Source organism: Aurantimonas manganoxydans SI85-9A1, from assembly GCF_000153465.1.
In the GTDB taxonomy this organism is placed as follows: Bacteria; Pseudomonadota; Alphaproteobacteria; order Rhizobiales; family Rhizobiaceae; genus Aurantimonas; species Aurantimonas manganoxydans.
Genome location: NZ_CH672387.1, coordinates 376,456 through 403,086 on the forward strand (window position 1 = coordinate 376,456; position 26,631 = coordinate 403,086).

At 65.8% G+C, this 26,631-nt stretch carries 26 protein-coding genes and 1 tRNA gene; 9 read left to right on the plus strand and 18 right to left on the minus strand.

Annotated elements, in window-relative coordinates; genetic code table 11:
- Positions 1 to 6: 6 nt before the first annotated feature.
- The 7 genes from SI859A1_RS02025 to dctP form a co-directional block, all read right to left on the minus strand.
- Positions 7 to 1,389 carry a CmpA/NrtA family ABC transporter substrate-binding protein gene (locus SI859A1_RS02025; protein WP_040325027.1) on the minus strand — a complete coding sequence of 461 codons (1,383 nt, stop codon included), beginning with the start codon at positions 1,387 to 1,389 and terminating at the stop codon, positions 7 to 9.
- Positions 1,390 to 1,730: 341 nt separating this feature from the next.
- The gene (locus SI859A1_RS02030; protein WP_244400867.1) at positions 1,731 to 2,843 is read right to left on the minus strand and encodes a CmpA/NrtA family ABC transporter substrate-binding protein; all 1,113 of its coding nucleotides are present in this window, start codon (positions 2,841 to 2,843) and stop codon (positions 1,731 to 1,733) included.
- 40 nt (positions 2,844 to 2,883) lie between these two features.
- A complete protein-coding gene (locus SI859A1_RS02035; protein WP_024351241.1) occupies positions 2,884 to 3,486 on the minus strand; it encodes an ANTAR domain-containing response regulator in 603 nt (200 codons plus the stop codon).
- Between the two features lie 283 nt (positions 3,487 to 3,769).
- The gene (locus SI859A1_RS02040) at positions 3,770 to 4,213 is read right to left on the minus strand and encodes a type II 3-dehydroquinate dehydratase (protein WP_009208208.1); all 444 of its coding nucleotides are present in this window, start codon (positions 4,211 to 4,213) and stop codon (positions 3,770 to 3,772) included.
- A 24-nt stretch (positions 4,214 to 4,237) separates the two neighbouring features.
- Complete coding sequence (locus SI859A1_RS02045; RefSeq protein ID WP_009208209.1) at positions 4,238 to 5,530, minus strand: TRAP transporter large permease; 1,293 nt, start codon at positions 5,528 to 5,530, stop codon at positions 4,238 to 4,240.
- Entirely contained in the window at positions 5,530 to 6,039 is a 510-nt protein-coding gene (locus SI859A1_RS02050; RefSeq protein WP_009208210.1) for a TRAP transporter small permease, read from the minus strand. The genes SI859A1_RS02045 and SI859A1_RS02050 overlap by 1 nt, the downstream gene beginning before the upstream one ends.
- Before the next feature lie 112 nt (positions 6,040 to 6,151).
- A complete protein-coding gene (gene dctP / locus SI859A1_RS02055) occupies positions 6,152 to 7,138 on the minus strand; it encodes a TRAP transporter substrate-binding protein DctP (protein ID WP_040325031.1) in 987 nt (328 codons plus the stop codon).
- Between the two features lie 246 nt (positions 7,139 to 7,384).
- Here dctP and SI859A1_RS02060 point away from each other — a divergent pair, with 246 nt between their 5' ends.
- From SI859A1_RS02060 to SI859A1_RS02070, 3 genes are all read left to right on the plus strand, one after another.
- Entirely contained in the window at positions 7,385 to 8,062 is a 678-nt protein-coding gene (locus SI859A1_RS02060) for a GntR family transcriptional regulator (RefSeq protein WP_009208212.1), read from the plus strand.
- A gap of 128 nt (positions 8,063 to 8,190) precedes the next feature.
- Entirely contained in the window at positions 8,191 to 9,033 is an 843-nt protein-coding gene (locus SI859A1_RS02065) for a shikimate dehydrogenase family protein (RefSeq protein WP_148233707.1), read from the plus strand.
- Positions 9,030 to 10,916 carry a bifunctional sugar phosphate isomerase/epimerase/4-hydroxyphenylpyruvate dioxygenase family protein gene (locus SI859A1_RS02070; protein ID WP_009208214.1) on the plus strand — a complete coding sequence of 629 codons (1,887 nt, stop codon included), beginning with the start codon at positions 9,030 to 9,032 and terminating at the stop codon, positions 10,914 to 10,916. The genes SI859A1_RS02065 and SI859A1_RS02070 overlap by 4 nt, the downstream gene beginning before the upstream one ends.
- A 172-nt stretch (positions 10,917 to 11,088) precedes the next feature.
- Here SI859A1_RS02070 and SI859A1_RS02075 read toward each other — a convergent pair whose 3' ends face one another.
- From SI859A1_RS02075 to SI859A1_RS02095, 5 genes are all read right to left on the minus strand, one after another.
- Positions 11,089 to 11,577: a hypothetical protein gene (locus SI859A1_RS02075; RefSeq protein WP_040325033.1), complete on the minus strand. Its 489-nt coding sequence runs from the start codon at positions 11,575 to 11,577 to the stop codon at positions 11,089 to 11,091.
- 92 nt (positions 11,578 to 11,669) lie between these two features.
- Positions 11,670 to 11,746 (minus strand) — tRNA-Arg (locus SI859A1_RS02080).
- A 156-nt stretch (positions 11,747 to 11,902) separates the two neighbouring features.
- Positions 11,903 to 13,474, minus strand: a complete 1,572-nt coding sequence (locus SI859A1_RS02085) for a sensor histidine kinase (RefSeq protein ID WP_009208216.1) — start codon at positions 13,472 to 13,474, stop codon at positions 11,903 to 11,905.
- A 36-nt stretch (positions 13,475 to 13,510) separates the two neighbouring features.
- A complete protein-coding gene (locus SI859A1_RS02090; RefSeq protein WP_009208217.1) occupies positions 13,511 to 14,938 on the minus strand; it encodes a dihydrolipoyl dehydrogenase family protein in 1,428 nt (475 codons plus the stop codon).
- Positions 14,939 to 15,706, minus strand: coding sequence for a TVP38/TMEM64 family protein (locus SI859A1_RS02095; protein WP_009208218.1), 768 nt, complete (start codon positions 15,704 to 15,706; stop codon positions 14,939 to 14,941).
- A gap of 330 nt (positions 15,707 to 16,036) precedes the next feature.
- Between SI859A1_RS02095 and rpmH the strand changes: the two genes are divergently transcribed.
- The 5 genes from rpmH to yihA all read left to right on the plus strand — a co-directional run bounded on the left by rpmH (position 16,037) and on the right by yihA (position 19,829).
- The gene (gene rpmH, locus SI859A1_RS02100; protein ID WP_024349338.1) at positions 16,037 to 16,171 is read left to right on the plus strand and encodes a 50S ribosomal protein L34; all 135 of its coding nucleotides are present in this window, start codon (positions 16,037 to 16,039) and stop codon (positions 16,169 to 16,171) included.
- 32 nt (positions 16,172 to 16,203) lie between these two features.
- A complete protein-coding gene (gene rnpA, locus SI859A1_RS02105; protein ID WP_040325037.1) occupies positions 16,204 to 16,599 on the plus strand; it encodes a ribonuclease P protein component in 396 nt (131 codons plus the stop codon).
- Positions 16,599 to 18,428 (plus strand): membrane protein insertase YidC, encoded by a 1,830-nt coding sequence (gene yidC, locus SI859A1_RS02110; RefSeq protein WP_009208221.1) that lies wholly within the window; start codon positions 16,599 to 16,601, stop codon positions 18,426 to 18,428. Before rnpA ends, yidC begins: the two co-directional genes overlap by 1 nt.
- Positions 18,429 to 18,513: 85 nt before the next feature.
- Positions 18,514 to 19,152, plus strand: a complete 639-nt coding sequence (locus SI859A1_RS02115) for a CatB-related O-acetyltransferase (RefSeq protein ID WP_040325039.1) — start codon at positions 18,514 to 18,516, stop codon at positions 19,150 to 19,152.
- Between the two features lie 14 nt (positions 19,153 to 19,166).
- Positions 19,167 to 19,829, plus strand: a complete 663-nt coding sequence (gene yihA, locus SI859A1_RS02120) for a ribosome biogenesis GTP-binding protein YihA/YsxC (protein ID WP_024349334.1) — start codon at positions 19,167 to 19,169, stop codon at positions 19,827 to 19,829.
- Between the two features lie 35 nt (positions 19,830 to 19,864).
- On the opposite strand, the gene SI859A1_RS02125 is transcribed toward yihA, so the two are convergent.
- The 4 genes from SI859A1_RS02125 to SI859A1_RS02140 form a co-directional block, all read right to left on the minus strand.
- Positions 19,865 to 20,344: an arsenate-mycothiol transferase ArsC gene (locus SI859A1_RS02125; protein WP_040325041.1), complete on the minus strand. Its 480-nt coding sequence runs from the start codon at positions 20,342 to 20,344 to the stop codon at positions 19,865 to 19,867.
- Positions 20,345 to 20,444: 100 nt separating this feature from the next.
- Positions 20,445 to 20,933 (minus strand): UPF0262 family protein, encoded by a 489-nt coding sequence (locus SI859A1_RS02130; RefSeq protein ID WP_009208225.1) that lies wholly within the window; start codon positions 20,931 to 20,933, stop codon positions 20,445 to 20,447.
- 7 nt (positions 20,934 to 20,940) lie between these two features.
- Positions 20,941 to 22,233 carry a histidinol dehydrogenase gene (hisD, locus tag SI859A1_RS02135; protein ID WP_040325044.1) on the minus strand — a complete coding sequence of 431 codons (1,293 nt, stop codon included), beginning with the start codon at positions 22,231 to 22,233 and terminating at the stop codon, positions 20,941 to 20,943.
- Positions 22,234 to 22,324: 91 nt separating this feature from the next.
- On the minus strand, positions 22,325 to 22,792 hold the full coding sequence (locus SI859A1_RS02140; RefSeq protein ID WP_009208227.1) for a DUF2948 family protein: 468 nt from the start codon (positions 22,790 to 22,792) through the stop codon (positions 22,325 to 22,327).
- Between the two features lie 209 nt (positions 22,793 to 23,001).
- Between SI859A1_RS02140 and SI859A1_RS02145 the strand changes: the two genes are divergently transcribed.
- Positions 23,002 to 24,210 carry an acyltransferase family protein gene (locus tag SI859A1_RS02145; protein WP_009208228.1) on the plus strand — a complete coding sequence of 403 codons (1,209 nt, stop codon included), beginning with the start codon at positions 23,002 to 23,004 and terminating at the stop codon, positions 24,208 to 24,210.
- On the opposite strand, the gene SI859A1_RS02150 is transcribed toward SI859A1_RS02145, so the two are convergent.
- Together SI859A1_RS02150 and SI859A1_RS02155 are read right to left on the minus strand one after the other, a co-directional pair.
- Entirely contained in the window at positions 24,200 to 25,504 is a 1,305-nt protein-coding gene (locus SI859A1_RS02150; protein WP_009208229.1) for an O-antigen ligase family protein, read from the minus strand. The genes SI859A1_RS02145 and SI859A1_RS02150 overlap by 11 nt on opposite strands.
- On the minus strand, positions 25,473 to 26,453 hold the full coding sequence (locus SI859A1_RS02155; protein ID WP_040326174.1) for a glycosyltransferase family 2 protein: 981 nt from the start codon (positions 26,451 to 26,453) through the stop codon (positions 25,473 to 25,475). Before SI859A1_RS02155 ends, SI859A1_RS02150 begins: the two co-directional genes overlap by 32 nt.
- Positions 26,454 to 26,631 lie beyond the last annotated feature (178 nt).

Genomic DNA, 26,631 nt, shown 5'->3' on the forward strand with positions numbered 1-26,631 from the left:
CTGCGCTCAGTTGGAGACGACGCTGGCGACGTCCTCGGAGCCCTTCAGCCCGATCTCGAACTTCGCGAGATATTCGTTCGGCTTGCGCCCCTCATATTCGACGCCGTCGATGAACTCGGCCGTCGCCGGCTTGTAGCCATCGGTGTCGGGCACTGCGGACGGGTCCAGATAGCCGTCCTCGATGAGGGATTCCGCGGCCTGGCGGTAGATGTCGGGCCGGTAGACCGACGCGGCGGTCTCCGCGTACCAGGCATCGGATTTTTCCTCGGAGATCTGGCCCCAGCGACGCATCTGGGTGAGGTACCAGACCGCATCCGAGTAGAAGGGGTAGGTCGCGAACTTGTCGAAGAAGACGTTGAAGTGCGGCGCTTCGCGCGTGTCGCCCTTCTCGTATTCGAAGGTGCCGGTCATCGAGTTGGCGATGACCTCAGGATCGGCCCCGACATATTCGGGCCGCGACAGGATCTCGACCGCCTGCCGGCGGTTGGCGCCGTCATCGGCATCGAGCCACTGGCCGGCGCGGATCAGCGCCTTGGTGACGGCGATCGCGGTGTTGGGGTTTTCCTCGACGAATGCCGCCGTCATCCCGAAGACCTTCTCGGGATTGTCCTTCCAGATCTCGTAGTCGGTGATCACCGGCACGCCGATGCCCTTGAACACCGCCTGCTGGTTCCACGGTTCGCCGACGCAATAGCCCTGGATGGTGCCGGCCTCGAGCGTCGCCGGCATCTGCGGCGGCGGGGTCACGGACAGGAGCACCTCGGCGTCGATCTGGCCGGAGGTATCGCTCGGCGAGTAATAGCCGGGGTTGAGCCCGCCGGCCGCAAGCCAGTAGCGCAGCTCGTAATTGTGGGTCGAGACCGGGAAGACCATCCCCATGTTGAAGGTCTTGCCAGCCGAGCGGTACTGCTCGACTACCGGTGCGAGCGCGGCAGCCGAGATCGGGTGCTCCGGCTTGCCGTCGGGGCCCGCCGGGATGTGCGTCTTCATCTCCGCCCAGACGTCGTTTGAGACGGTGATGCCGTTGCCGTTCAGATCCATGGAGAGCGGCGTGACGATATGCGCCTTGGTGCCGTAGCCGATCGTCGCCGCCAGGGGCTGGCCGGCCAGCATGTGGGCGCCGTCGAGTTCGCCGGTGATGGTGCGGTCGAGCAGCACTTTCCAGTTGGCCTGGGGCTCGATCGTGACGTACAGGCCCTCATCCTCGAAGAAGTGCATCTCCTTGGCGATGGCGAGCGGTGCCATGTCGGTGAGCTTGATGAAGCCGAAGGTCAGTTCGTCCTTCTCGACCGGCAGCATGCCGGCCGACGCGGGCGAGGCGGCCAGGACGGCAAACGCTCCCGTGCAGGCAAGAAGGGTTCGGCGAGAGACTGCGATGATGCTGGCCATGGCGTAAGCGTCCCCGTTCGCCGGGCATGCCGCGCCGGCGTTGCTGATCGTTGAAATGAAAAAAGGCTGCCCGACCCGTTGTCGCCCCGAAGCCTCGGAAGCGCATGAAAACGAAGTCGGCAGCCTTGCCGGTGCGCCCGCCATTGGGCGCCTATGATGCCGGCAAGCGGTGCCGGGAGAAGATGGGAGACGGATCAGTGATCCGGTCTCTGGCCACCATTCTTACTGCCGCAGCGGAGATGTTGCAACGCGGCAGGACGCGTTTTTGCGGTTTTTTTGAACTTTTACAGATTCTGTATATTTATTGTGCAGATCGCCGTGCATCCGATCACGCGGTGTGCTCATGTCTCGTGCGGATCGCCGTTTTCAGCATCAAAGAGGCCCTCCGGGCGGTCCGACACGGAAGAGGGCCCATCCTCGTCCGCATCTTCATCTCGCGCGGCAGCGGGCTTTGGGTCTCCTCGTGCATTGTCGAAGAGATCCGGGCGGAATGTCCGACCGGCGATGGCCAGCCCGGTTTCGCAGAAGCGGACATCGCCCCATCGTGCCATCTGACGATAAAGCCATCGGCCATGGCTCCGGTCAGGACGATTGGCGTCCCGACCGGCGAAGATCATGAAGCCCTCGATGGACCGGAATCGTCCCGGGGCGACTTCCATCCGACCGGTTATCCCCGCCATGAGATCGTCCGACGGCAGGCCGAGATGTTCCGGCAAGGCCAGCAAATCCGCGAGAGCGCGATGATTGGCCGGATCAGCGCACCAGAGCGCGGCCTGACCGAGAGCGTCGATGAGGCGGGACAGCGTTTCCGGGCGGTCCCTTGCAAATGCGGCGGAGACGCCGAGCACCTTTTCCGGGCCACGTCGCCAGATCTCCGCCTTGCTGGTGACGATCCGCCCGACACCGCGCCGCACGGCGACCGTGCTCCAGGGTTCGCCGACGCAGAAGCCGTCGATCTCCCCGACGGCGAGAGCGTCGGGCACCAGTGACGGCGGGACGACGGTGATCTCCACGTCCCGGTCCGGTTCGATCCCGGCCGCGGCAAGCCAGTAACGCAGGTCGTAATTGTGGCTCGAATAGCGATGGACGATAGCGAGCCGGGCTTGGCTGCCCCCTGCCTGCGCCCGCCGGCCGAGGGCTGATTTCAGCGCGGCACCCGCCGCTGCAGGCCCATCCGGATCGTCGCCAGCCGTATCGGCCATGGCCTGGGCGAGGGCGGTCGAGACAGTGACGGCATTGCCGCCGAGCGCCAGCACCATCGGCGCGATCATCGGAACGGCAAGCGGGCCAATGCCCAGATTGGCCGCGATCGGCATCGGCGCCAGCATGTGTGCGGCGTCGAACTGACCGACCCCCATCCGGTCGCGGATCGTCGCCCAGGAGGTTTCCCGGAAGAGGGTGAGATCGAGGCCGCGTTTCTCGGCAAAGCCGAGCTTCGCGGCGACCAGCAGCACGGCGCTGTCGAGCAGCGGCAGATAGCCGAGGCGCACGCTCTCAAGCTTCGTCACGGGCATCTCCCAGCAGCGAATAGGCGCTGACGAGGCCCTGGGCGACGTCGGCGATCTTTCGGTTCTCGTTCATGGCCGTTCGACGCAGGAGCGCGTAAGCTGCAGGCTCGTCCAGCTTCTTCAGTTTCATCAGGATGCCTTTGGCACGCTCGATCACCTTGCGCTCGGCCAGTTCCGAGCGCGCTTCCGCCAGTTCGCTGGACAGCCGGGAAAAGGCATTGAAGCGCGAGATCGCCATGTCGAGGATCGGCTTGACGCGCTCCTTCCTGAGCCCGTCGACGATGTAGGCCGAGACGCCGGCGTCGACGGCCGCCTCGATCGCGCCGGCGTCGGAGCGGTCGACGAACATCGCGACCGGCTTCTTCACCAAGCGGGAGACCTGGAAGAAGTGTTCCAGCTGGTCCCGGTTGGGGTTTTCCAGGTCCACGACGATCACGTCCGGCTGAACCGTCTCGATGCGTTTCACCAGGCCGAGAATCTCTCTGACGACGGCGACCCGCCGATGTCCGGCCTCGCGCAGCCCCGCCTCGATGATGGCGGCACGAACGGCATTTTCGTCGAAAACCAGGATGGAAAGATCGGCGTCCATGCCAGACAGTGTGCGCACGCAGGATTTTTCCGCAATGCAATATTTTCGATAGCCTTCGCCGCTAGGCTATCACTGACGGCGGGTCCAACTGCGGTGGTTCATTCCAGCAGATGTGAATCTTCCAACGAACCTGACGATCTCCCCGTTCGCTTCGCCAGGATAAACGGCGAGTGGCCAAGCGGATGTGACAACGGTGTGAAGGCTTCCCGCATCCGTCAGGGATCAATCCGGAGCGGGCCCATCACCACCGGCTGCTTCGGAGGCGCTCCAAGCCGCGACACGGCTACTCGCCCCTTCCGGCTCGTTCGAGCATTGCCTGGATGGCGGCCGGGTAACCCGCAGGCCCCAGCCCGGCGATCACGGCGGTCGCCACGTTCGAGATCAACGAGCGATGATAGATCGCTTCGCGTCGATGAATATTCGAAATGTGAAGCTCGATGATCGGCCCCGGGAACATCTTCAGCGCATCGAGGATGGCGATGGACGTGAAGGTGAAGGCGGCGGGATTGATCACGATCCCGCAGGCCGGACGGTCGATCGCTTCGTGGATCCAGCCGATGATCTCGTGCTCGGCATTCGACTGGCGGAATTCGACCGGAATGGCGCCCGCCGTCTTCCGGCAAAGGGTCTCGACCTCGGCAAGGGTCGTGCGGCCGTAGATGTCCGGCTCGCGGGTTCCCAACCGGTTCAGATTGGGGCCGTTCAGGACATAGATCGGATCGGTCATGGGGTTCCTTTCGCGGCCGCCTGCTCAGCCCTGGTATCCGAACAGTCGCGGCAGGAAGAGGACGACGTCCGGAACGAAGGTGATCAGCACGAGGACCGCCAGCATGGCGATCAGGAAGGGCATGACCTCGCGCACCAGCTCCCGCAGCGAGACCTGAGCGATGTTGGTCATGATGAACAGCAGCAGCCCGTAGGGCGGCGTGATCAGGCCGAGCATGATGTTGACCACGCAGACGATGCCGAAATGGACGAGGTCGACGCCGAGCGCCTGGGCTGTAGGGATCAGGACCGGAACGACGATGAGCAGGATGGTCGTGCCTTCGAGGAGGCAGCCGAGCAGCAGAAGAAGCAGGTTCACGACGATCAGGAACGTCGTCGGCGAGAGGTCGTAGGCCTGTAGCACCGCGCTGACCGTGCGCGGAATGTTCTCGACCGTCACCACATAGTTGAAGACGAGGGCGCCGGCGATGAGCATGCCGATCGTCGCGGTGGTGCGGGCACTGGCCAGGAGCGAGCGATACGTGCTCGCGAAGGTCACCGTCCGGTAGAGGAAGGCCGAGATGAGGAAGGCGTAGGCGGCGGCGATCGCGGCGGCTTCGGTCGGCGTCGTCACGCCGCTGTAGATGCCGCCAAGCAGCACCACCGGCATCATCAGCGCCGGAAAGGCCTGCAAAGTGACGCGCGGGATCTGCCGCGCCGGGACAGGCGCTTCCACCGGGAAGTTCCGGCGCCGGGCCACCGCCGCGATGATGCCCATCTGCGCCAGCCCCATCATCAGTCCGGGGACGACCCCGGCCAGAAACAGGTAGCCGATCGAAGCATCGGACACGAGCGAGTAGATGACGACCGGGATCGAGGGCGGGATGATCGGGCCGATCACGGCGGAAGCGGCCGTCAGGGCGGCCGCGAAACTGGGCGGATACCGGCCCTCCGCGGTCATCATCTTCTGCATCATCTTGCCGGTGCCGGCAGCGTCCGCGATCGCGGAGCCCGACATGCCTGCGAAGATGATGCTCTGGACGACGTTGACCTGCGCCAGGCCGCCCCGGAAGCGGCCCACGAGGGCGTTGCAGAAGGCGAGCAGCCGCTCGGTCATCGAGCCACTGTTCATGATCTCGGCGGACAGGATGAACAGCGGCACGGCGAGCAGGATGTAGCTGGTGTACATGCCGTTCAGGAGCTGCTCGGCCACAGTGCCCATGTCGAGGCCCGACAGGAACAGGTAGAGGATCGAGCCACCGATCATCGCGTGACCGATGGGCAGCCCCAGCAGACTGAGAGCCACGATCGTCAGGATGCAGATCGAAAACGGACTCATCAGGCGTCAATGCTCGGGCCGGCAGGATCGGTTCGGGTTGTCTTGCGGCGCAGCGCCGTCCAGAGGATCCAGCCGTATCGGACGATGAGCGCTACGGCGAACAGGACATAGATGGAATAGAGCAGGTCGAACCGGATCTTGAGATAGGCCGTCGCCTGCACCTTCATGAAGGTCACGTAGTCGACAACCGCAGGCAGGGATCCGAGGTAGAGCGCAAGAATCGTCGACGCGGTGATGATCGTCATGACCCTCCGGGTCGGGCTGCTGACCGCTCCGTAGACCAGATCGAACCGGATCTCCTCGTCCTCGCGGACGACGAAGGATGCGCCCCACAGCACCATCCAGACCCACATCACCACCGTCAGCTCGGACGTCCAGCCGATGGGCCAGTTCAGGATGTATCGCGAGACGATCTGAAGCAGGAACGCAAGGAACATCACGGCGAGCATCAGCGCCAGAACGTTTTCGGCACGTCGGCGCAGCCAGGCGCCCGCCTTCCTAGCATCCATGGATGCGAACCTCCTTCATGCAGTCGGACACTGGCCGCGCGCCGCTGGGGGCGGAACGCGGCCATGAATGCGAGATGCCGCCGTGTGTCCTTGAGGGACCCGAAGGTTCCGATCAGAGCTTGTTGATGCGCTCGAGCATACCCTCGGGCCAGTTCCTTGCGAGGTCCGACTCGGAGTACATCTTCTGGGCGTGGGTACGGAACGCCTCCACGTCGGGCTTGTACAGCTTCAGCCCGCGCTCCTCGAAGGAATCTGCCAGTTCCTCCTCCTGCCTGAGGTGTTCCGCCGTGCTCCACTCGATGGCCGCGTCGGCGGCGGCCTGGAATGCCTGCTGCTGATCCGGCGACATGTCGTCCCAGACGGCGGACGACACGGTCAGGAGATCGTAGCCGACAAGGTGGGAGGTCAGCACGATCTGCGACATGACCTCGTAGAATTTCATGTTCTGGACGTTCGGAAGCGGGTTGTCCTGGCCGTCGATCGCGCCCGTCTGGAGGCCGGTGTAGACCTCGGCATAGGCCATCGGCGTTGGATTGGCTCCCAGGGCCTGCCCCAGAAACTGCCACGCGTCGCCACCGGGCATGCGCAGCTTGATGCCAGCCATGTCGGCCGGCGTCTCGATTTTCTTGTCGGGTTTCAGCCCGACCTGACGCGTGCCGAAATAGGTGGGGCCGAGCAAGTGGACGCCGAGCTGGTCCTCGACCATCTTCTTCATCTCGTCGCCGGCATCGCTGGCGAAGAAGGTCCGCAGATGCTCGGCGTCGCGAAACAGATAGGCCGAGGTGAGGATCGACCATTCGGGAATCTGGTTGGCGATGTCCTGGGGCGCGATATTGCCCATTTCGAGATTGCCGCGCTGCAAGGCGACCAGCTCGGTCCCCTGCTTGAACAGGTTACCGCCGTAGAAGCCCTCGAAGGCATAGTCGTCGCCGACCGCGTCGGCGAATTTCTTCATCATCTCCGCGCGGATGTCCTGCTCGGAGAAGACGGCGGAGAAACGGAGCGGCTTCTTGTCCTGCGCCGCCGACGGAACCGCGAATGCGAAAAGCATGGCGGCGCTGGCTGCCAGCACTGCGCGACGAGTAGTCGAAAAAATCATGTGTCTCCTCCCGGTCGACATTCCGGCGGACTCCCAGCCGCCACACCGGCCATTCATTGCACCGGCCGTCCCAAGTTTCAATCTGTCATCGCGCATTTATCGGTTATTTCCGATTTTCTATGATAAAATTGAGAAGATGCATGGCCTCATGGTGTCCGCCCGCCGTCCGCGCGTTCTGCGGCCCAGCTTGCAACGTCTGATGCGAACGGCGACAAGTGTCCAACTTCTCCCTGATGTGAATTCGACATGCTCATGGCGTCCCCAGATCTGCCTATCGAAACCGCCGGCGAGAACGCCTATCGGCGGATCCGCACGGATATCGTTTTCGGGCGTCTCGCACCGGGGCAGAAATTGCGGCTGGAGCGATTGAAGGACGACTACGGCGCCAGCGTCAGCACGCTCCGCGAAACCCTGAACAGGCTGTCATCCGAGCGACTCGTGACCGCCGAAGGGCAGCGCGGCTTCGAGGTCGCAGGGGTGTCCATCGCCAATCTGAAAGAGGTCGCGGCCCTTAGAATGCTGCTCGAGCAGCATGCGCTCGAGCATTCCTTCGTGGCGGGAGACATGGAGTGGGAAGGCCGCGTCGTCGCCGCGCATCACAAGCTTGCCGTCATGGAGCGGCGGATGAAGGAGGGGGATCGCAGCGAGACTGAGCTGTGGAAACGTTACGACTGGGAATTCCACCAGGCGCTGATCTCGGCCTGCGGGTCGCGCGAACTTATGGAGACCCATGCCGCCGTCTTCGACAAGTATCTGCGCTATCAGATGATTGCCCTGTCGTTCCGGGGCGATATCGCGGCCGGCGAGCACAGGGCGCTGCTGGACGCGGCGCTCGAACGGGACGCCGTCACCGCGAAGACGGTGCTGGCACGCCATGTGGAGGGTGGTGTGGAGCATGCCCTGGCGACCGGCACCATCGGATAAGGGCTGTGCTGACCGTTCCAGCGATTATGACTAATGCCATATGTTTCGCATAATATCAGTTGAAACCGGCCCGTGTCTCGCTATCCTTGCCGTCGCCGCCCAGCATCGGTTGCGGCGGGGAGGTGGCAGTGTCGGCAGTGCGATTGGGTTTGATCGGCGACAATATCGTGCGGTCTCGGTCACCCGCGCTGCATGTCGAGGCCGGGCGCTTGTGCGGCCTCGACGTGTCTTACGAGCGCCTGATCCCAGTTGATCTCAGTCGTGACTTCGACTCCGTCTTTACGCATTGCCAAGAGAGCGGCTATCGCGGGATCAACATCACCTATCCCTACAAGGAGGCGGTCGTCCGGCGGGTCCGCGTCCACGATGCCCCCACCGCACGGATCGGGGCCTGCAATACGGTCCTGTTCGACGGCGACGTCCCGCAAGGCTTCAATACCGACCACACCGGGTTTATCGCGGCCTTTCGTTCCTGTTTTCCGGGAGCGCGACCGGGCGTCGTCGCGATGGCTGGCGCCGGGGGGGTCGGCAAGGCGATCGCTTTCGCGCTGGACCGCCTTGGCGCCACGCAGTTGCGGCTGTTCGATACCGATCGCGCAAGGGCTTCGGCCCTGAAGGCGTCGATCGAGGCCGTGCCGATGGCGATGCAGGTCGTCGTCGCGCCGGACATCGCCGAGGCGGCAGCCGGCGCAGACGGTCTCGTGAACTGCACCCCCCTCGGCATGGTCGGGCTTCCCGGCAGCGCCGTGCCGGCGGACCACATGGGGCGGGCGCAATGGGCGTTCGATGCCGTCTACACGCCGATCGACACGCAATTCGCGATGGATGCGCGCGCCAAGGGAATCCGGGTCATGAGCGGCTACGAACTGTTCTTCCACCAGGCCGTCGACGCCTTCCGTCTGTTCACCGGCCGCGTGGTGGATCAGGGCGCGCTGAGGGCCGCGCTCCGCTGGCAGGAGGCCGCCGCATGAAGACGTCGATCGCCACGGTCTCGATCAGCGGCGACCTGCGGGAGAAGCTGGCGGCCATTGCTTCCGCGGGTTTCGACGGCGTCGAGATCTTCGAGAACGATTTCCTCGCCTTCGACGGCAGTCCGGCGGAAGTCGGGCGCATGGTCCGGGATCACGGCCTGGAGATCACGCTCTTCCAGCCCTTCCGGGATTTCGAAGGCATGCCGGAGCTGCAGCGGATGCGGATTTTCGACCGCGTCGAGCGCAAGTTCGACCTGATGCAGGAACTCGGTACGGACCTCATGCTGGTCTGTTCCAACGTGTCTCCGATCGCGCTCGGCGGAATCGACCGTGCAGCCGACGACTTCCGCGAACTCGGGGAGCGGGCTGCCCGGCGGGAACTGCGCGTCGGATACGAGGCGCTGGCCTGGGGTCGGCACATCAACGATCACCGCGATGCCTGGGAGATCGTTCGCCGGGTGGACCATCCGAATATCGGTCTGATCCTCGACTCGTTCCATACCCTGGCGCGCAAGATCGACGTCGACACCATCCGGTCCATCCCGGGTGATCGCATCTTTATCGTCCAACTGGCCGACGCGCCGCAGATCGACATGGATCTGCTGTACTGGAGCCGTCACTTCCGCAACATGCCCGGCGAAGGCGACCTCCCGGTAACGGCCTTCATGCAGGCGGTCGCGGCCACCGGCTATGACGGGCCGTTGTCGCTGGAGATCTTCAACGACCAGTTCAGGGGTGGTTCCCCGCGCTCGATCGCGGTCGATGGGCGGCGTTCGCTGGTCTATCTGATGGATCGGGTGGCGCGCAGCGAGCCGGGGATCCAGGTCTCCGTGCCCGACATGCCGGACCGCATCGCCGTCGAGGGCGTGGAGTTCGTGGAGTTCGCGGCCAACGAAACGGAAGCGGCAGACCTCGCCGGCATCCTCGACACGATTGGCTTCGTGCCGGCGGCGCGGCACCGGACCAAGGATGTGACGCTCTACCGCCAGCAGGACATCAACATCGTCATCAACATGGAGAAGGAAGGCTTCGCACACTCCTCCTACCTTCTGCATGGCGCATCGGCCTATGCGATCGGGTTGAGAGTGGAGGACGCGGCGGCCACCGTGGCGCGCGCACGCGCGCTCGGCGCCGAGTCGTTCGAGCAGCGGCGCGGGCCTGGGGAACTGGCGATCCCGGCGATCCGGGGGGTCGGTGGCGGGGTCATCTATTTCATCGATGGGACGAGCGAACTGGCCCGGGTCTGGGATGTCGAGTTCGAACCGACCGGTCACCTGGAAGAAACGGAGGGACTGTTCCGGATCGACCATGTCGCCCAGACGATGAACTACGAGGAAATGCTGACCTGGCTGCTCTTCTACACCGCGATCTTTCGGACGAGGAAGCTGGCGATGGTCGACGTGGTGGACCCCGCCGGGCTGATCCGCAGCCAGGTCATCGAGAGCGAGAATGACGGTTTGCGGCTGACCCTGAACGGGGCCGGGAACCGGCGCACGCTCGCCGGACATTTCATCGCGGAGAATTTCGGCTCCAGCATCCAGCACCTTGCCTTTGCCTGCCACGACATCTTCGCGACCGCTGCGCGGCTCAGGGCGCACGGGTTCCAGCCCCTGCGGATTTCCCGGAACTACTACGACGACCTCGAGGCCCGCTTCGGCCTGGATCCCGACTTCGCCGACCGACTGCGCGCCCACAACATCCTCTACGACCGGGACGGCAAGGGCGAGTACTTCCAGCTCTATGGCCCGACCTTCGGCGAGGGCTTCTTCTTCGAAATCGTGGAACGGCGCGGTGGCTACACCGGCTACGGCGCTCCCAATGCACCCTTCCGGATTGCAGCCCAGAAGCGAGAACTGCCGCCTCGCGGCATGCCGAAGAGATAGGTGCGGTAAACGGGAAAACGGTTTGGCCAACCGTTTCCCGACCGGCCCGCCTTGCATTGTCTTAGGGTTGGTTGGGAGCCCCAGAAGGGGGGAATAGTAAGAGAGTTGGCCAGCTTTCTCGAATGCTGGACGCGCTCAGCATCTGGTGGCGCCCGGCGCGGGCGAAACGGAGCTATTCATCCGGGGCAAGCCGTGGAATCTTGGTGCCCGCATGGGTTCCATGGCGCCACTGGGCCGCCTTGGCCAGGCCGATGACATCGCCCCGGTGCCAGGCCAAGGGGTGGCCACTCGTAGCCGAATACATCGAGTCGGGCGCGTCGGCGACCGACGACATGCGGTCCGAGCTCAGCAGATGATCGAGCGCGCTACTGACGGCGATCGGCGCTTCGACGTTATCGTCAGGTACAGCTGTTTCTTCCGGGACTGTTTTGGTCTTGAGATGTACATCCGCCGCCTCGCCAAGGTGGGCGTCCGAGGCGGGCGGGCTAAGAGTACAGCGGTGGGGTACGGACGGATCATTGCGTCGCAACGAGAGGCGACAAACACGCAGGACGAGCTGAAGCGGCTCTACCGCCTGGCAAAGGATGGCGTTGCCGACATGGATGACATCCTGCGCGAGCAAATCACCAGCCTGCGGCTCGACGGGGAGCGTGTGCGGCACGCTCGACCGGGTCCGAACGCAGCCGGTGCGGAGCCAAGCGATCCTACCGAAACTTGTCGGGCGCTTTCGGTGGTTGCAGATCTGTACGGAAATGGTGCGCCCGAAAGGATTCGAACCTCTGACCCCCAGATTCGTAGTCTGGTGCTCTATCCAGCTGAGCTACGGGCGCATCCAGAAGGGGCCGCGTCTGCCGCCCGCTCTTGAGGGGGTTCCTAACGGCTCGGTTCGCGGAATGCAAGCCGTCTAGGGGCGCATTTTTTCGTCGTCGCTACATGGCCTGTCTATCCGGCGTCCGTGACGCTCGGGTGACGGGATTGCCGGCCTGTCAGGACGCGTCGGGGGCCGTCGGTGCCTCCGCTCCATTGCGCGGCGGGCGCCCGGGGGCCGGGCGGGCCGGGGCAGCGGTGCCCGGCAGGGCGATCTCGAACCGGGTTCCCGAAGCGTTGGTCTCGGCCAGCCGAATCGTCCCGCCATGGGCCTCGATGATCTCCGCGGCGATGGCGAGGCCGAGGCCGGTTCCGCCGGTCCGGGCCGAGCCCCGGAAGGCGCGAAACAGATTGTCGCGGGCGCGGGCCGGCAGGCCGGGGCCGGTGTCGTCCACGGAGATGACGATGCCCTCGGCCGGCCCGCCGGTGGCCGACACGGTGACGCGGCGCACCAGCGAGGACAAATCGTCGTCCTCGGCCTCCAGCGCCTGCGCGGCGTTGCGGCACAGATTGAGAAGGACGCGGTGCAGCTGGTCGAGATCGGCATCCACCTCCATGCCGTGATCGACCGCGTTGACGAGCTCGATCGGCGATTGCGGCGAGATCGTCAGCATCTGGAAGACGTCGTCGACGAGCTGCCTGAGGCGGATGCGGCGCTTGACCGGGACGGTCTCGACGGCGCGGCCATAGGCCAGCACCGACTGGGTATAGTGCAGTGCCCGGTCGAGGCTGCGCAGCAGCATCGGCGCGACCCGCTGGACCCGCGGATCGTTCACGGTGGACAGCCGGTCGGAGATCATCTGCGCCGAGGCGAGGATGTTGCGCAGGTCGTGATTGATCTTGGAGACGGCGAGGCCGAGATCGGCGAGATGGCGCTGTTCGCGCAGGGTCTCGGCCAGCCGCGACTGGACGTCGGCAAGCTCGGCCTCGGCCACGCCGATCTCGTCGTCGCGGCCGCTCGGCCGCAGGATCCGCCGCGGGTCGGAGGGCTGCTCGGCAAAGCGCACCATCGCCGTCGTCATCGCCTGGATCGGCCGCACCAGATAGACGCTGATGGCGGCATAGACCAGCAGCGCGGCAAAGCTGGCGATGGCCAGCGAGAGAAGCAGGATGTTGCGCGAATAGACCAGCATGTCGCGGCGCAACGGCGCTTCCGACATCACCATCTCGGCCAGCATGGAGCGGTCGCCGACGGGGCCGGAGATCCGCATGATGCGATCGCCACCGAAGAACAGCGTGTCGAAGGCGCCGGTGACCGCGCTCCACGGGCCGCGATTGCCCAGATCGATCTGCAGATCGACGGCGTCCAGCCGCGGGTCGCGGGCCAGCAACCGCGAGGCGTCGCCCTCGATGATGGCAACGAGCAGGGCGTCGAGTGCCCGCAGGAGGCCGGCCTCCTCGTCCGGGCTCAACGGCGCGGCGTCCTCGCTGTCGCGGCCCCGCGAGGCGAGTCCCGCCACCGCCACGGTGGCGATCCGGTCGGACAGCCATTCCTCGCGGAAATTGGCGATGGACGGCACGAAGATCAGCACCTCCGCCAGCATGACGGCCAGCATGGTGATGATCAGGAGGCGGTTGGAAATGCGGTGCCGCACAGTCGGCACGCTGGCGCGCGTCGTCGCGCCGTCCGCAGGTCTGTCGGGCGTCAGCGGCAAGTCGCAGTCTGTCCTTTCGCTGCCATCCGCAGCCATCCGTGCGGTCCGCTGCCGGAGCGCCTGCCGATCCGGTCAGCCGAACCGCTGCAGGAAGGCAACGGCGCGGCGCACCAGGGGACGCCGCGTATAGGGCTGATAGTAGGCGGTGGCCGCCCGTTTGCCAATTTCCGACAAGGTGGGGTAGGGCGATACGAAGTCACGCAGGGCCGCAACGGACAGGCCCCGGCCGACCACCAGCGACAGGAGATTGGTGATCTCGCCGGCCTGGGTGCCGACGACGCCGGCGCCGACGATCTTGCCGCGCCGGCCGACCACGAGCTTGACCAGACCTTCGATCCGACGCTCGGCCTGGGCGCGGTCGTTCTCGGCATAGGGCCAGCGCAGGATCTCGACGGCGAGGCCGCGCTCCTTCGCCTGCGCTTCGGTCAACCCGACCTGGCCGACCTCCGGATCGGTGAAGGTGACATGGGGCAGATTGTCGTGGTTCGTGCGGACCGGCAGCCGGAACAGCAGCGCCCGCATGACAAGGCCGGCGTGATAGTTCGCCACATGGGTGAATTGCGGCCCGCCGGCGATGTCGCCGATGGCATAGGCGCGCCGATTGCTGGTGCGCAGATCGGCGCCGACCGTGATGCCGCGCTTGTCGTAAGCGATGCCGGCCAGTTCCAACCCGAGCCCGTCGAGATTGGGCGAGCGCCCGACCGCCAGGAGAAGATGGCTGCCGTCCAGCGTCCGGCGTTCGCCATCGGCAGGGTCGATCGTCAGGCGGATGGCATCGTCCTGGCCTTCGGCACGCACCACCTTGGTGTTCTCCATGATGGTCACGCCGTCGCGGCGCAGCGCGGCGAGCGCCACTTCGGTCAGCTCGGGATCGTCGCGGCCCAGCGCCTTGCTGCCCTCGACCACAGTCACCCGCGATCCGAGCCGGCGATGGGCCTGCGCCATCTCCATGCCGATCGGTCCGCCGCCGATAATAAGCAGATGGTCGGGCCGCTCGCGCAGGCCGAAGATCGTCTCGTTGGTCAGATACGGCGTTGCGCCGATGCCGTCGATCGGCGGCACCAGTGCCGACGAGCCCGTGGCGATGACGAAGCGCCGGGGGCGGATGAGCTGGCCGCCCGCCGAGATCGTGCGCGGGTCGACGAAGGTCGCGTCGGCCTTGATGACGATCACGCCGAGGCGTTCGAATCGCTGGACCGAATCGTTCGGCGCGATGGCCGCGATGACGGCGTCGACATGATCCTTGACCGCCGGAAAATCGACGAGCGGATCGCCAGCCGACACGCCGAAGGCCGGCGCCTCGCGGATTGCTGCGGCGTGCTTGCCGGCGGCAATCAGGGCCTTGGAGGGCACGCAGCCATAATTGAGACAGTCGCCGCCCATCTTGCCGCGTTCGACCAGGACAACGGGCACGCCGAAGGCGGCCGCGGCCGCCGCCGTGGTCAGGCCGCCGGAGCCGGCGCCGATAACGCAGATGTCCGGTGTGAGGATTTCGGCCATTCAGCGTCCGCCGCTCTTGTCGTCCGCGGACGCGCTGCGCCGGCGGAAGAAGGTCTTCTTCAGGACCAGGCCGAGGATCGCGAGTGCCGCCAGTCCCGCAAGGCCGATGGTCATTTCCATGGTCACGAGGTCGGCGATCTCGACGTCGCCGCTGCCGACATTGACCAGCGTCTGGTTCAGGCCGCTGCCGAGGAAGGCATAGACCATGGCACCGGGGATGATGCCGAGGAAGGTGGTGACGACATAGGTGCGCAGCGAGACCTCGAAGAAGGCCGGCGCGACGTTAACCGCCAGGAAGGGCAGGATCGGCGTCAGCCGCAGGACGAGGAGATAGGCGAAGGCGTCGTCGCGGAAACCCTCGGCGAAACGCCGGATGGCGCCACCGGCCCGTCGCCGAAGGACGTCGCCGAAGGCATGCCGTGCGGCCAGGAAGAGCGCCGTCGCGCCGACGGTCGCGCCGATCACCGTCAGGGTGCCGCCGAGAAGCCAGCCGAACAGGAAGCCGCCGGCGATCGTCACCACCGCGGCCGCCGGGAAGGCGAAGGCAACGAGCAGGGCATAGAGTGCGATGAAGCCGAGCGAGGCGAGGACAATATGGCCGGCGACGAAGTGGCGCAGGCGCTCGCGGCTGTCGAGAAAGACGTCGAGCGAGAGATAATGGTGCAGTTCGAGCGCGTAGGCCAAGGCGAGGCCTGCGACGATCACCGCGACGGGAAGATAGCGCACCAGCGACGGTGGCCCTGTTTTGGCGTCGAGATGCGGTCTCATGGAACTTCCGATTTATCTGCAGGCGCGGTCGAGGGGTGCTCGTGCTGCCGTTTGGCGTGGCCCCGCAACATTGCGCGGGGCGCGGCAAACCGAAAGAGCGTTGGCTGAAAACGGCCGCAGTTCACGCCATGTTGCGCAAAATCCGGAATCGATCCGTTCGCCGTGAGCTGCGCGCCGGTGATTGACTTTTCCCGCTCTTCCTTCCTATAAGCCGCGCACACGAGCGGGCAGCGTTCCGCGCGACGGATAGTTGCGTGCAGCGTCTTGTACCGCGAACCCAGTTTCCGGAACACATGAAGGGCCCGTGCCGCAAGGTGCGGGGGTGAAACGATGAAGCGCACTTATCAGCCGTCCCGGCTCGTCCGCAAACGCCGCCACGGTTTCCGCTCGCGCATGGCGACCAAGGGTGGCCAGAAGGTCATCGCCGCTCGCCGCGCACGCGGCCGCAAGCGGCTGTCGGCCTGACACCAGACGTGAGTCGGTCGCGGCCAGGCGAGATGCCGAAGGCTGTCGGCCGCATGACAAAGCGCGCGGAGTTTCTCGCCGCGCGCCGGGGCCGTCGTCTGAACGGCCCGTCCTTCTTCATCGAGGCGCTGGACCGCGGCGACGCGGCTCCACCTCGTGTCGGGCTCACCGTGACCAAGAAAGTCGGCAATGCCGTGGTCCGCAACCGGATCCGGCGGCGGCTGCGCGAGGCGATTCGTCTCGATACGCAGGCTGACATGGCTCCGGGGATCGACTATGTGGTCGTCGCCCGCCGCGATGTGCTGACGCTGCCTTTCGAGCAGCTCAAGGACGAGCTGTCGCGTCGGGTCGCCAGGATGAAGCAGCCGCAGCGAGAGCCGGCCAAAACGGAACGGCGCCCGTCGAAGCGTCCATCGGGGTCTGACTGATGCAAAACAACCGCAACTTCCTGATCGCCATGATCCTGTCGATCGGGGTGCTGGTCGGGTGGCAGTTTCTGGTCGTCAGCCCGCGCATGGAAGCTCAGCGCCTCGAGACCGAGGCGGCCCAGCCGACCGTTGCGCAGAACGACGGCTCGCTGCAGACGCCGCAGACGCCCGCCGGAACGCCGCAGGACAATGTCGCCGCACCGGCCGGACGCGAGAGCGTCGTGCCCGAGCAGGACGCTTTGCCGGCAACCGACGAGACGCGCGAGCAGGCGATCGCCGCCGGCAGCCGTGTCGCCATCGACACGCCGGCCCTGTCGGGCTCGATCAATCTGACGGGTGCCCGGCTCGATGATCTGCGCCTGAAGAATTATCACGAGACCGTCGACGATTCGTCGCCGACGATCGTGCTCCTGTCGCCGGAGCGGCTGCCGTCGGGCTATTTCGCGGAATTCGGCTATCTCGGCCGCGATGCCGGCGAGCTCCCCGGGCCGAGCACGATCTGGCAGGCCGAGGGCGGCCAGTCCCTGACGCCCAACAGCCCGGTCACGCTGACTGCGACGAACGGCGCGGGCGTCACCTTCGAGCGGACCATCTCCGTCGACGACCGGTTCATGTTCACCTACGAGGACACGATCCGCAACGAGGGTTCGGCGCCGCTGACGCTGTCGTCCTATGGCCGGGTCACCCGCTATTCCAAGCCGGAAGTCGCCTCGGTCTACGTCCTGTTCGAGGGGCTTCTCGGTGTCTTCGGCGACGATGGCCTGTCGGAGATCAAGTACTCCACCATCGAGGACGACCAGCGCTACACGCCGCCGAAATCCTCCAGCGGCTGGCTCGGCATCACCGACAAGTACTGGGCGACGACGCTGGTCCCGGAGGCCGGTCGCCCGTTCCAGTCGCGCTTCCTCTACATGACCGACGGCCGGCCGCATTATCAGACGGAATATGTCACCGACCCGGTGACGGTCGAGCCGGGCGCGACAGCGACCAACGTCTCGCGCACCTTCGCCGGCGCCAAGGTCGTCAGCGACATCGACAGCTATGAAGAGCGCTACGATATCCGCCAGTTCGGCCAGCTGATCGACTGGGGCTGGTTCTATTTCATCACCCGGCCGATGTTCCACGCGCTGGATTGGCTCTACAGCGTGATCGGCAATTTCGGCGTCGCGATCCTGGCGGTCACCGTTGTCCTCAAGCTCATCTTCTTCCCGCTGGCCAACAAGTCGTACAAGTCGATGGCGCGCATGAAGAACATGCAGCCGAAGATCATGGAAATGCGCGAGCGCTTCAAGGACGACAAGCAGAAGCAGCAGCAGGAGATGATGCGCATCTACCGGGAGGAGAAGATCAACCCGGCCGCAGGCTGCTGGCCGATCCTGATCCAGATTCCGGTGTTCTTCGCGCTCTACAAGGTGCTGTACGTGACGATCGAGATGCGGCACGCGCCGTTCTTCGGCTGGATCCAGGATCTGGCCGCTCCGGATCCGACGAGCATCTTCAATCTGTTCGGCCTGATCCCGCTCGAGCTGCCGCATCTCCTGATGGTCGGCGTCTGGCCGATCCTGATGGGCATCACGATGTTCGTCCAGATGCGGCTCAACCCCACGCCGCCGGATCCGACGCAGCAGATGATCTTCACCTGGATGCCGGTGGTCTTCACCTTCATGCTGGCCTCGTTCCCGGCCGGACTGGTGATCTACTGGACCTGGAACAACCTGCTATCGGTGATCCAGCAGTCGGTGATCATGAAGCGCAACGGCACCAAGATCGAACTCTGGGACAATCTGCGCGGGATGTTCCGACGAAAGGAAAAGCCCTCCGAGGGCTGAGCAGACGTCCCGTGCGATGCGGCCTTCGGGTCGCAACGCGCGGGACGCCGCCGTTCGGGGGTGCCGTCCTCAAAAAGGACCGAGCATGCACGGACCCGACCCGACCGATCCGCACCCCTTGGCCGGCCATCCGCGTGTCGGCTTCCTCAAGCCGCTGGTCGACCATCCGCAGATCGAGATCGGCGACTACACCTATTACGACGACCCGGACGGGCCCGAGCGCTTCGTCGAGGCCTGCGTCGGTCATCTCTATCCGTTCATCGGCGACCGGCTGATCATCGGCCGGTTCTCCGCCATCGCCCGCGGCGTTTCCTTCGTGATGAACGGCGCCAATCACGCGATGGGCGGAATCTCGACCTATCCCTTCCAGATCTTCGGCAAGGGCTGGGAAGACGGTTTCGATTTCCAGACCATCCTCGACGGGGTGAAGGGCGATACGCGGATCGGCAACGATGTGTGGATCGGCGAGAAGGCGACCATCATGCCGGGCGTCACCGTCGGCGACGGGGCGGTGATCGCGGCCCATGCGGTGGTCACGAAGGACGTTCCGGCCTATGCCGTGGTCGGCGGCAACCCGGCCCGAACGATCCGCATGCGCTTTCCCGACGACGCCGTCCGGCGCCTCCTGGAAATCGCGTGGTGGAACTGGCCGGTCGACAGGATCAGCCGCAATCTCGGAGCGATCCGGGGCGGCGACATAGACGCGCTGGAAAAGGCGAAATGACGATGGATCAGGACATGACCGACGACGCCAACACGCCGCCGCCGCCGGCCGCCGCGCATTTCTTCGGCCAGCCCTGGGTCTTCGTGCGCGGTGTCCCGGCGATGAAGTTCCTGCCGCCGGAAGGCCCGCCCGAGATCGCCTTCGCCGGTCGCTCCAATGTCGGCAAGTCGTCGCTGATCAATGCGCTTCTCGCCCAGAAGGGCTTGGCGCGCACGTCGAACACGCCGGGCCGGACGCAGGAACTCAACTTCTTCGTGCCGGACGGCTATGGCGGCGAGACCGCCGAGTTGCCGCCGATCGCGGTGGTCGACATGCCCGGCTATGGCTATGCCAAGGCCCCGAAGGATCACGTCGACGCCTGGACCAAGCTGGTCTTCTCGTATCTGCGTGGCCGCGCCAGCCTGAAGCGGGTCTTTCTGCTGATCGATGCCCGGCACGGGATCAAGAAGAACGACGAGGAGGTGATGGGCCTGCTCGACAAGGCGGCCGTCTCCTACCAGATCGTCCTGACCAAGACCGACAAGATCAAGGCGACGGGCGTGCCGAAGCTGATCGAGGCGACAGCGCTCGGCATCAAGCGGCACCCGGCGGCGTTCCCGCGAATTCTCTCGACGTCGTCGGAAAAGGGCGTCGGGCTCGACGAATTGAAGGCCGAGATCGCCGCACTGGCCGAATAGGGCAGGGCGCCTCCGGCGTTCGGCCGCGGTCCGCGTCAGTCTTTCGGTGCGGGCGGCGCCGCCTGATCTGGCAGCAGGCGCTTGCGGATGTGGTCGTCGATCCGGCTGCAGACGGCGCGATAGGCTTCCAGAATCTGCTCGCGGCTGCCGGTGGCGACCGACGGGTCGGGCATCGGCCAGAACTCGACATCCACCGAGGCCGTGCCAGTGGCGTCGAGGACGGCGTGATGGGCTTCCGGCGCCATGGTGACGATCAGGTCGAAATAGCTGTCCTCGAGATCCTCCAGCCGCTGCGGCCGCCGATCGCCGAGGCTGAGTCCCTTTTCCGCCAGAACGCTGTCGACGAACGGATCACGTTGGCCGTCGCGTACGCCGGCGGAGGCGACATAGACCGACGGGGGAAGCAGTGACCGGGCCAGCGCCTCGGCCATGGGCGAGCGGATCGCGTTCATGCCGCAGACGAACAGCACCGAGGAGATGCGCCGTTTGTCGCCGCCTTCGCCGGCCGCGCTCATGGGCAGGGTTTCCTGGATGCAGCGGAGCCGCGCCGGGGCCCGCCGGACCCCGCATCCCGATCTCGCCCCGATGCCGTCACTCGCCACGCCATGGCCGGGGTCAGCTCCGCCAGTGGAGAACGCAGATCAGGGTGAACAGCCGTCGCGCCGTATCCAGATCGACGTCGATCTTGCCCTTCAGCCGTTCCATGAGGGTCTGGGAGCCGTCATTGTGAATCCCGCGCCGCCCCATGTCGATGGCCTCGATATGCTGGGGCGTGGCCGAGCGGATCGCCTCGTAATAGCTGTCGCAGATCAGGAAATAGTCCTTGATGACCCGGCGAAACGGGGTCAGCGACAGGATATGGGCGACCAGTGGCGCATCGTTCTCGTCGCGGATGTCAAAGACCAGGCGCTTGTCGGCCAGGGACAGCTTCAGCTTGAAGCGTCCCCCCTGGGGCGCGCCGACCGGATTGAAGACGTTCTCCTCGATCAGGTCGAAGATCGCCACGGCACGCTCGTGCTCGACGTCGGGCGTCGCCCGGCCGATCGTGTCGTCAAGCTCGACGTCGATCAGATGGCCATCGCCCGTGCCGTCCGCTTCGCTCATGCCATCCTCAAAGGTTCAGCCGGATCGCGACCGACCGGCCATGGGCGTCGAGCCCCTCGACACGGGCGAGTTCGATCGCCGCGGGACCCAGTTCGCGCAACTGGTCCGGGCCGAGCTTGAGGATCGAGGTGCGCTTGACGAAGTCGAGCACCGACAGGCCGGAGGAGAAGCGCGCCGAGCGGGCGGTCGGCAGGACATGGTTCGAGCCGCCGACATAGTCGCCGATCACTTCCGGCGTATGCCGGCCAAGGAAGACCGCGCCGGCATGGCGCAGCCTGGCGAACAGGGCTTCGGGATCGTCGACCGCCAGTTCCAGATGCTCTGGCGCGATCCGGTCGGACAGGGCCGGGGCTTCGTCGAGCGAGCCGACGAGGATGATCGCGCCGTGGTCGCGCCAGCTCGCCGCCGCCGTCGCGCCGCGCGACAGGGTCTTCAGCTGCCGTTCGACGGCGGCCTCGACTGCGTCGGCAAAGCCCGCGTCGTCGGTGATCAGGATCGACTGGGCGGCGGAATCATGCTCGGCCTGGCTGAGCAGATCGGCGGCGATCCAGTCCGGATCGTTCCGGCCGTCGGCGATGACGAGGATTTCCGACGGGCCGGCGATCATGTCGATGCCGACCGTGCCGAAGACCTGCCGCTTGGCGGCGGCGACGAAGGCGTTGCCCGGGCCGACGATCTTGGCGACGGGCGCGATGGTCTCTGTGCCGTAGGCGAAGGCGGCCACGGCCTGCGCCCCGCCCAGCCGGTAGATCTCGCTGACGCCGCAGATCTTCGCCGCGGTAAGGACCAGCGGGTTGAGGACGCCGCGCATGGCGGGCACCGTCATGGCGATGCGCTCGACGCCGGCGACCTTCGCCGGCACGGCGTTCATCAGCACGGAAGAGGGGTAGCTCGCCTGACCGCCGGGAACGTAGAGGCCGACCGAATCCACCGCCGTCCAGCGACTGCCCAGCTCGACGCCGATCGCATCGACATAGCGGTCGTCCTTCGGCATCTGCCGGGCATGATGGCTGGAGATGCGATCATGGGCCGTGGTCAGCGCGGCCAGTGTCTCTTCGGGCGTCGCGGCATGGGCGGCGTCGATCTCGTCCTGGCCGACCCGCAGCACCTCGGGGGTCAGGTCGAGCCCGTCGAACTGGCGCGTCAGATCGATCAGGGCGGCGTCGCCCTCTTCGCGCACCCGCGCGATGATGTGGCGGACCGCGGCATCGACGTCGTCCGCCTGCTCGCGCTTGGCCCCGAGCAGAGCGCGAAACTCCGCCTCGAAACCGGAATCGTCGGTATTGAGCCTCGACGGCACTCTGCGAACCCCTTCCGTCACTCTCGTCGGACGCCGTCGGGCCGTCGCGGTTCCACCTGCCTTTCGGCAGGGCGCGCCAGCCATGCGGCCGTCAGCTGATCCGGTCTGGCCGGTTGTGGTCCGGCTTCGACCCGGTGCTCCAGGAGCCGCCGATATCGGCGAGCTGCGCCTCGATCACCTCGACGGTCAGCCTTATCGCGGAGCCGCCGGCGAAGACAAGCTCGACAATCCCCGAGGGCGCTTCCGTCACAGTGAAGCGGATGGCGAGGAGAACCAGCACGTCGTCGGAGGCGGGCGCGAGGCCGGTATGCTTGACCTCGGTCACCCGGTCGAAATGCAGCACCGCGCGGCGGCGCTCATATTCGGCCTTCTTGAACAGGCGGAAGCGGGACACGCCCTGCGAGGTCTCCCAGACGAAGCGGTTCATCTCGACGATGAACTGGCCGGCGGCGGCCCGGTGCTGGCAGTCCTTCGGCTTGACCACCGCGTCCTGACAATAGGCTGAGATGATCGCCAGATCGTCGGTGTCGACGGCGAGGAGGCGCAGGCGGTCGGTCATGCGAAGGGTTCTTTCCGTGTTGGCAGCGCGGAACCTAGGGCGCGCCGGCACCGACCGCAACGGCATCTCGGCCCGACATCTGGCACATCGCCGCCCCCTGCATCGAGGCATGACCAAAAGCTTAACGTTTCCGGCGCATTCTGGCGCGGTCCAACGACCGCGAGAGCCGACGGCGCCGCCGATCGGCGCGGGCATCCGGGGGGATTGCCATGCACGACGAACAGCGCGAGGCCGCCGTACAGGATCGCAGCCAGCCGGCACGGTTCGAAGCGCTGGACGGCTGGCGCGGTATCTGCGCGCTGCTGGTCGTCCTGTTCCACGCTCCGGTCGCCGGCATCGTCCACGAGACCGCCTTCTTCCGGCACGGCTATCTCTTCGTCGATTTCTTCTTCGTCCTGTCGGGCTTCGTCATCGCCCATGCCTTCTACGACCGGCTGCGCGGGGAGAAGAATTTCGGCCGCTTCTTCGGCTTGCGGCTGTTCCGGGTCTATCCGCTACATCTCTTCATGCTGGCGCTCTTCGTCGCCTTCGAGTGCCTGATGCTGGTGACCAAGGGGCCGTCGGAGGCCTTCGTGGACGGCAATTCGGTGGTGGCCCTCGTCCACAATCTCCTGATGAGTCATTCCTTCGGCACCGTGGATACGCTCGGCTGGAACTATCCAAGCTGGAGCATCTCGGCCGAGCTTCTGGCCTATGGCCTGTTCGCGCTGCTGGTCATCCGCGCGCCGCGAGCGATGCTGCCGCTGATGGCAGTGACCATCGTCGTCGGGCTCGTCGTCATTGCGCTGGTCGAGGGGACGATGGACACGACGGTCCGCTTCGGCTGGCTGCGCTGCCTCGCCGGCTTCTCGCTCGGGGCTGTCCTGCGGATGGTGATCTGGCCGCGGGCCGGCGGACGGGTGGCGGTCGGGGGCACTGCCTGGACGCTGGCCGAACTCGCCTGCGTCCTCCTGGTCGCGGTCTTCGTCAGCGAGCTCGGCGGATCGGTGCTGTCGGTGGCCGCGCCCCTGGTCTTCGCCTTCGCCATCTATGTCTTCGGCCACGAGGGCGGCGCGGTAAGCCGCCTCCTGAAGGCCGGTCCAATCGACTTTCTCGGGGCGATCTCCTACTCGGTCTACATGACCCACGCGTTCGTCATCTCGCGCGCCGAGAACGTCGCGACGGTGCTGGGCGACAGGACCGGCTGGCCGATCTTCTCGGCGGCGGCGGACGGGAAGCGCCTGATGGGCAGCACGGAATGGCAGTCGCTGACGGCGCTGGCGATCATCCTGGCCGGGACGATAATCATGAGTGCGATCACCTGGCGGCTCATCGAGCGGCCGGGCATGGCCTATGGCCAGAAGCGCCTGTCACGGAAGTCTGCTCCGGTCTCCGGAGGTCCGGCCGACAAGCCTGTCGCGGACGGTTCTACGCCCTGACCGAGTGGCGTGACAAAAGCCGCAGGCCGATGACCGCGAAACAGACCGCCATCCAGATCGGATTGGCCCGGTCGAACAGGAAGCTTTCCAGAAACGCGTTCAGCAGCAGATAGGCGAGGACCATCAGGAAGAGCTGGCCGAGCCGCTGGCTCTCGCGATCGCGCCCGACACGGGTGAAATCCCACAGCGGCAGGACGACCAGCACGATGACGGCGAGGACGAGGCCGGGCAGGCCCATCGAGATGGCGATGTCGAGATAGCCATTATGGGCATTGGGGCTGCCGCGCGGATCCCAGGACAGTTCGAAATTGCGCTCCGTGCCGTAGACGACCTGGCTCTGCCAGAAGGCGTTGAGGCCGAAGCCGGTCCATTCGTGCCCTTCGAAGACTTCCAGAGCGAAGCGCCACAGATCCATGCGGCCGGTGAAGGTCGTGCCCGGCACTACCGTCTGGACGATCTGGTCGAACAGCGGCGACAGGACCGTGCCGATCGTCAGGAACGCCATCACGGTCAAGGTCAGGGCGATGCCGATGGTCAGCAGCCAGCGGCCGGTGAGCGAACCGATGATGACGATGGCGGCGACCAGCGGCAGCAGCGTGATCGACGTCTTGGAACCGGTCTTCAGCACGAAGAAGGCGGCCAGAAGCGCAATGACGAAACCGGACCAGCGCTGGCCGCAGCGAAACAGATAGACACCGCAGAAGAACACCACGGCGAACACCGCGCCGGCGACGTTCTTGTGGGAATAGGCGCCGCGCCACAGGCCCGCATGCTGGGGCTCCGAGCCCGAGCCGTCATGGAGGGCAAGGCCGGGCATGGCGATGACGCCGAAATATGACAGCGCCAGCACGGCCAGCATGGCGAGCGTCAGCGCGGTGCGGAAGGCGCGTACATCCTTGGGAAAGCACAGGATGGCGCTGACGGTCGCTATCGCCAGCAGCGTGAAGGCTGCGCCGCGCAGGGCGTTCTCCGGACTGTCCGCCCACAGGGCGCTGACGAGCAGCCACGCCGCCATGATGATCCACATGGGGCGGGCCATCGCCAGCAGCGTCGTGCGGTCGGTGAAGAGGGCATGCCCGGCGAAGACGACCAGCGCCAGCGAGGCATAGCCCAGCTGGTTGGCCAGGCTGCCGGCGTCCTGATCGCCGGTGAAGGTGACGGCGAAGGGCGTGACGGTGACCAGCAGCGCCGTGAAGATTCCGGCGCCCAGCAGCATGCGGACGGTATCCGTCCACCACTGGGTGTCGCCGAAGGAGCGAAAGTCAGTTCTGTTCTGGACGGCGATACTGCTCATTCACCCATCCGAATTCCGCCATCAGCCGGCCGATGGCGACCTGCATGTGATAAAGCCCGATCACCGGCGAGCGCGTGCGCAGGGCCAGCTCTGCCGAGCGCAGCGGCGAGGCCGCCAGCAGCGCGGCGCTCTTGGCGACGCGGCGCAGCCCGTTGCGGCGGCCCGATGTCTGCCGGCGCTCGATGATCGAGGATATGGCGCCGTTGCGCAGGCCGCGGGCGTTCAGCCACGAAAACTCGGTGCGGCGCGCTGGCGTCGTCTCCAGAACCGGTGCCTCGGCACACCATCCGAAGGTAAAGCCGCGCTGGCGGCAGCGTGTATAGAAGTCGCTGTCACCGCCGCCGATGAAGTTGAAGGCGGTGTCGAGAAACGGCGCGCCGATCGTCTCGAGCACCTTGCGGCGGATCGCGACATTGCCCGAGGAATAGAGGATCGGGACTGCCCCGGTCTCGCTGTAATGCGGCGTGAAGACCGGATGGCGCGCGTAGCGGGTGCTGGCACCGTCCTCGAAGACCGGCACCTGCGGCCCGCCGACGATATCGGCATCGAGCCTGTCGGAGGTTGCCACGAGACGGTCGATCCAGTCCGGGTCGGCGATCTCGTCGTCGTCGATCACCAGAAGATGGCGCATGGCCGGAAACCGCGTCAGCGCGGTCTGCCAGCCGGCATTGTAGGCGGCGCAATTGCCGCGCTCATGGGCGATCAGGACGAGGCCGTTCAGGTGACCGTCCGCAAACAGGGGACGCGCGGCATCGAGCCCGGCACGGCCCTCGGCGTCGTTCTCCATGACGATCACGGCAAATGGACGGGTGGTCCGTTGCGCAGCCAGCGAGGCGAGCGTCTTCAGGAGATGCTCGGGCCGGCGAAAGGTCGGAAGGGTGACGACGATCGCGAAGGCGTCGCCGTCGAGGCCGGGCGATTCACATGCGATGGTGATGGCGTCGGTCATCGATCTCGCTCGGGCGATTGTCCGCGGTTCGGCGCGAGCAGACCAGAGAAAGGTGAAGAAAGGATCGATTTCCCTCAGATCGCGCGCCATCGGACGGGGAGATCCTCGTTCTTGGCACGAACCTGCGGGGTTTGATCCGGCGGATTGATATTCCTTCAATCCTTCCGTGCCAGCATTC